Annotated in this window: 6 protein-coding genes; 2 read left to right on the forward strand and 4 right to left on the reverse strand. The window is 70.2% G+C overall.

Annotated features, from left to right (window positions below; genetic code table 11):
- Positions 1-334: LysR family transcriptional regulator (locus C664_RS19795; protein WP_004293769.1), on the reverse strand; the 334-nt coding region annotated here is incomplete at its 3' end.
- A 217-nt stretch (positions 335-551) separates the two neighbouring features.
- Here C664_RS19795 and C664_RS19800 point away from each other — a divergent pair.
- Positions 552-2,060 (forward strand): acetyl-CoA hydrolase/transferase family protein, encoded by a 1,509-nt coding sequence (locus C664_RS19800; protein ID WP_004293770.1) that lies wholly within the window; start codon positions 552-554, stop codon positions 2,058-2,060.
- Positions 2,061-2,156: 96 nt separating this feature from the next.
- Positions 2,157-2,720 carry a DUF2242 domain-containing protein gene (locus tag C664_RS19805; RefSeq protein WP_038012642.1) on the forward strand — a complete coding sequence of 188 codons (564 nt, stop codon included), beginning with the start codon at positions 2,157-2,159 and terminating at the stop codon, positions 2,718-2,720.
- Here C664_RS19805 and C664_RS19810 read toward each other — a convergent pair.
- The 3 genes from C664_RS19810 to C664_RS19820 all read right to left on the reverse strand — a co-directional run.
- On the reverse strand, positions 2,633-3,520 hold the full coding sequence (locus tag C664_RS19810; protein ID WP_157354276.1) for a trypsin-like serine peptidase: 888 nt from the start codon (positions 3,518-3,520) through the stop codon (positions 2,633-2,635). The two genes, C664_RS19805 and C664_RS19810, sit on opposite strands and share 88 nt — an antisense overlap.
- A gap of 101 nt (positions 3,521-3,621) precedes the next feature.
- A complete protein-coding gene (locus C664_RS19815; RefSeq protein ID WP_004293774.1) occupies positions 3,622-4,602 on the reverse strand; it encodes a quinoprotein relay system zinc metallohydrolase 1 in 981 nt (326 codons plus the stop codon).
- Positions 4,599-5,354: quinoprotein dehydrogenase-associated SoxYZ-like carrier (locus C664_RS19820; protein WP_038012648.1), on the reverse strand; the 756-nt coding region annotated here is incomplete at its 5' end. The genes C664_RS19820 and C664_RS19815, both read right to left, overlap by 4 nt.

Consider the following 5,354-nt stretch of genomic DNA (forward strand, 5'->3'; position numbering starts at 1 on the left):
GGGGGGGCACGAGCCAGTGGCTGGCGAAGGAGGGCGGCGCGGTGACGACGAGCGGGCCGACGGCGTCCTGCCGTGTGCTTTCCACCGCGGCGGCGAGGCAGTCGAAGCCCTTGCGGACGCCCGGCAGCATCGCCGCGCCGTGCTCGGTGAGGGCCAGTGCGCGCACCTTGCGATGGAACAGCGGCACGCCGAGGTAGGCTTCCAGCGCGCGGATCTGCTGGCTGACGGCGGCGGGCGTGACGCACACCTCGGCAGCGGCCTTCTTGAAGCTCAGGTGGCGTGCCGCCGCCTCGAAGGTGCGCAGCAGGGACAGGCTGGGGAGCCGGTAGGTCATGGCGTGATGCTTAAGCAGAACTTAATCATCGAATAATAAATCGTCGTTTGTGGGGTGGCGAGGCGCTGGCTAGACTGCCCGCACATGAATCGGTAACGCCCCCTGGTGCCCCGTCCCTCCCTCCTCTCTTTGGGCGGGGCGCCGGACCCCCTTCGGGCGACCGGGTTTGCGCGCCATTTTCCGCAAGGACTGGCGCGTTTCTTTTGCGAGCCATCCGATGAGCGAATCCCGCATCCACTGCGCCGCGCTGGGCGCGAAGATCATGTCGGCCGACGAGGCCGCGGCCCTCATCCCGTCGGGCGTCAACGTCGGCATGAGCGGCTTCACCGGCTCCGGCTATCCGAAGGCGGTGCCGGCGGCGCTCGCGCGCCGCATCGAGGCCGAGAACGCGCGCGGCCAGCGCTTCCGCATCGGGGTGTGGACCGGGGCGTCGACCGCACCGGAGCTCGACGGCGCGCTGGCGAAGGTCGACGGCATCGAGATGCGCCTGCCCTACCAGTCCGACCCGGTGTGCCGCGAGCGCATCAACGCCGGCGAGATGGAATACATCGACATCCACCTGTCGCACGTGGCGCAGTTCGTGTGGTTCGGCTTCCTCGGCAAGCTCGACGTGGCGGTGGTCGAGGTGGCGGGCATCCTGCCCGACGGCCGGCTGATTCCGTCCTCGTCGGTGGGTAACAACAAGACCTGGCTGGAGCAGGCGGACAAGGTCATCCTCGAGGTCAATTCCTGGCAGAACCCCAGGCTCGAGGGCATGCACGACATCTACTACGGCACCCAGCTGCCGCCGCACCGCAAGCCGATTCCGCTGGTGGGCGCAGCCGACCGCATCGGCGAGCCTTACCTGCGCTGTGATCCGAGCAAGGTCATCGCGGTGGTCGAGACCCACAGCCCGGACCGCAACTCGGCCTTTTCGCCGCCAGACGAGAACTCGCGCCGCATCGCCGGCCACATCCTCGAGTTCCTGCAGCACGAAGTGAAGAAGAGCCGCCTGCCGGCCGACCTGCTGCCGCTGCAGTCGGGCGTGGGCAACATCGCCAACGCGGTGATGGCCGGGCTCAACGAGGGGCCGTTCGAGAACCTCACCGCCTACACCGAGGTGCTGCAGGACGGCATGCTGGAGATGATCAAGTCGGGCAAGCTCGCGCATGCCTCGGCCACCGCGTTCTCGCTCAGCAACGAGGCGCTGGCCGAACTCAACGCCGACCTCGACCGCTACCGCGAGCGCATCGTGCTGCGCCCGCAGGAGATCAGCAACCACCCCGAGGTGATCCGCCGCCTGGGCGTGATCGCGATGAACGGCCTGATCGAGGCCGACCTCTACGGCAACGTCAATTCGACACACGTGATGGGCTCGAAGATCATGAACGGCATCGGCGGCTCGGGCGATTTCGCCCGCAACGCCTACCTGTCGATCTTCATGACGCCGTCGCAGGCCAAGGGCGGCGCGATCTCGTGCATCGTGCCGATGGTGTCGCACGTCGACCACACCGAGCACGACGTGCAGGTGCTGGTGACCGAGCAGGGCCTGGCCGACCTGCGCGGGCTGTCGCCGCGCCAGCGCGCCAAGGTGGTGATCGAAAACTGCGCGCATCCCGACTTCCGCCCCGCGCTGCGCGACTATCACGCGCGCGCGCTGGCCCATGGGCCGGGCCGCCACACGCCACATCTGCTGGGCGAGGTGTTCGACTGGCACCTGCGCGCGCTGCGCGGCGAGCGGATGTAAGTTCCTGTTAACGCGACGGCAGGCGATGCGCAGTCGGAGCCGGGATGCACTAACATCCCAGCTCCGACTTTCCCGAACTGCCCGGAAACCTGCTTCATGTCCTGCGTCCGCCGTCGTCTCGTCCCGTTTCTTGCTTCTGCCGTCACCTTGGTGGGTGCAGGGTGCGCGTCGGCACCGCCGGCGGTGTATCAGTCCGAATCCTTCCAGCGCGAGTCGCCCTTCGTGACCTGGAGCACGCGCGAGCCGGCCGGTGCCTGCGAACTGGGCAAGCGCGCGTTGCTGAGCCAGGGCTACCAGATCGACGGCAGCGACGCGGTGCGGGTGAAGGGGCAGAAGCTGTTCCAGCCCAAGCCGGACCAGGGCGTGAGCCTCGACATCACCCTGGTCTGCCTGCCGAGCAACGTCGGCGCGGTGGTCTACGCCAACGCGCTGCAGACGCGCTTTGCGCTGAAGGCCGCCTCGACCAGCACCGGCGTCAGCGTGGCCGGCCTCGGCTCGATCTCGCTGCCGTGGTCGGCGGACAAGGAGGCGATGGTGAAGGTCGGCGAGGAAACCGTGACCGATCCCGATTTCTACCGCCGCTTGTTCGCGCTGATCGAGGCGCTCGATGGCACCAGTGTCGGCACTGCCGACCTGGGCAGTGCCGAAGTGCCGCGCTGACCGATGAGTTGCTGCACCTGCCGCACGAAAGTGGCGGCGTGCAGCATCTGGTTGCGGTGGCGATGGCTGTAGGCGGGCAGCACGCGCTCGGTCGGTGCGTGGCGCAACTGGATCAGCCCGATCACCTTCCACTGGCCGTCGGACTGGCGCTCGAGCACCGGGCCGCCCGACATCCCTGCGCCGAAGGCGCAATCGACACCGACCAGCCCGAACACCGGCCCGTTCTCCCGCGCGCGGCAGCCGGCCTCGACGGCCACACCGGGCCGGCGCTTGTCGCGCGGAAAGCTCACCGTCATCAGCGGTCCGGCCGGCGGGCGGTCGACCTCGCCGTCGTCGGCTACCGGCAGATAGCCATAGCGGCGGCCGACACAATCGTCCAGTTCCAGCACCGCCCAGTCGCCGCGCATGCCGACCGGTGTGCCGGGAAAGTAGCGGCCGGCGAGTACCGGACGGGCGCGGATGTGTTCGGTGAAGCGGCCGGCGTTGAGTGGGTCGGGGCCGATGTGCAGCGTCAGTCCGCGACCTTCGTCGCCGCCGAGAAAGGCCGAATGGTGGGCGGTGACGGCGTGGCATTCCCCGACCAGGAAGGCGCTGCCGACCTGGCGTTCGCCCTTGCTCAGCATGCCGACCGCGCGCAGCACCGGCCCGGTTGCCGGCTTGTAGCTGCGGCCGTCCTTGCCGAAAACGTTTCCGTGGGCCGGCAGGGCGAGCAGCGCCAGCGCTGCGAGCACGACCGGGACGAGACGACGGCGGGCAGGCGACGCATAGCGGTGACTTCGAACGGGCGGGGGCGGGGACATGGCTGACTCCCAGGGCGGATTCCGCATGGTCTCGGCACGGCTGCATGCTGCGCGCCACGGGCGCGCCTTGCAAGACGCGGCCCGATGGCGTCCCGGCCGTCTCAGCGGCTGCCGAGGGCGGCGCGCTCCGCTGCCGGGAAGAGATGCACGACGGAGCGTCGGTACTCGTGCTCGACGAGCGCGAGCGCACGGAATTCCGCCGCGACCGGCAGCGTCATCGCTTCGGCCATGTCCAGCCCGCCTTCCGCCGCGCCCTGCAGCGTGCGCGACAGCCAGTCGAGATAGGCGCGCGTCTGGCGGAGCGGCCCGGTGTCGTCGTGGACCGCGCCGTGGCCGGGCACCCAGCGACGGGCCGGAAGCCGCTCCAGCTGCGCGAGGGCGTCCAGCCAGCGCGGGATGTCGGCGTGGGGTGTGGTCGGGGCACGGCCGTTGAAAACGAGATCGGCCGCGAAGACCGTGCCGCTGGCGTGGTCGATCACCACCAGGTCTGCGGCGGTGTGGCCGCCGAGGGCCAGCAGCTCGAGGTCACGCCCGGCGATCACCTGCCGGCTGGCGGTAAGACGGCGACGCGGCACCACCACCTCGGTGTCGCGCATCCAGTCGCCGACCAGGCGATAGAGGTTGTCGTTGAAGGCGCCGCCTTCGGCCTCGATGCCGGCGATGGTCTCGGGCAGGGCGGCGAGCGTGTCGGGCGGGAAGGCCTGGTTGCCGAGAAAATGGTCGGGGTGGTGGTGGGTGTTGAGCGTCAGCACCACCGGCAGCGGGGTGACGCGGGCGATGGCGGCGCGCATCTGCTCGCCGTAGCGGCGCGAGGATCCCGTGTCGATGACGATCACGCCGTCGATGCCGACGATGAAGCCGGTGTTGGCGATGTCGCCGCCGTTGGCGGTGGAGAAGTCCTCCTTGTGGCCCTCCAGCACATACACGCCGTCGGCGATCTGGCGCGGGACGATGCCGTAGTCGAAGGCGGCGGGGTCCCGGGCGCGCGCGGGATCGAGGGCGAGCGCGAGCAGCAACGGGGCGAGCATGAAAGCCAGCACGACATGCCGCCAGCTGCGGGCGGCGGAAGCGAGCCGCTTCACGGTCTCACCTCGGCGTCGATGAGGTTGCCGTTGTTGTCGCGTCCGCGGATGCGCAGCGGGCCGGCCGTGCCGATCCCCGCCGGCAGGTCGAAGCTGAACACGGGGTTTTCCGACACCGGTTCGAAGGCTTCCGCGCGCACCAGCACGCGGCCGGCGCCATCGGCGATCTCGAGCGTCTCAATGTGGAAGGCGGGGATGCCCGGTGCGAGCCCGGTGTCCATCGGGTGCACGATGCGCAGCCGCAGGCGGTCGCCATGGCCGACGCCCGGCCACAGGCGGGCGCCGACCTCGTTGAGGCGCTGCTGCCATTCGGCCGAGCCCGAGCCGAGCGAAGGCAGGGTACAGCCGCCGCCGCTGGTGCGCACCCAGGCGCCGCCGAGGTGCCAGGTGCCATCGGCGGTGCGCGCGGCGGCACGTACCGGGCTCGACTGCTGCAGCTTCAGGCGCAGGCCGAAGGCGGCCGGCGCGGCCAGCGGTTCCACCCGCAGTGCCTTGACGATGGGGTTGAAGTCGGCGAACACCAGCACCTCGCGTACCGCACCCAGCGCGGTCGCGTCGATGGCCACCGGCACGTTGAGCGGGTCTTCGGCGCTGAACGGCGCGGTGACCGCGATGCGGTCGTCGAACACCACCGGCGCGTCGGCGAGGAAGGCGCGCCGCATGTCGTCCCAGCGCGAGGAGTCGAGCGGGTCCGCGCCGGGCTGCGGTGCCGGCGCGGCGGCGAGCACCCGCCCCGCGGCAACCAACGGCAG

The organism is Thauera sp. 63, assembly GCF_000310165.2.
GTDB classification, from domain to species: Bacteria; Pseudomonadota; Gammaproteobacteria; order Burkholderiales; family Rhodocyclaceae; genus Thauera; species Thauera humireducens.

Excerpts from the sequence above, each read along its gene's own strand:
- C664_RS19800 (WP_004293770.1), top strand. The coding sequence starts at position 552 with ATGAGCGAATCCCGCATCCACTGCGCCGCGCTGGGCGCGAAGATCATG.
- C664_RS19805 (WP_038012642.1), top strand. The coding sequence starts at position 2,157 with ATGTCCTGCGTCCGCCGTCGTCTCGTCCCGTTTCTTGCTTCTGCCGTC.
- C664_RS19810 (WP_157354276.1), bottom strand. The coding sequence starts at position 3,520 with ATGTCCCCGCCCCCGCCCGTTCGAAGTCACCGCTATGCGTCGCCTGCC.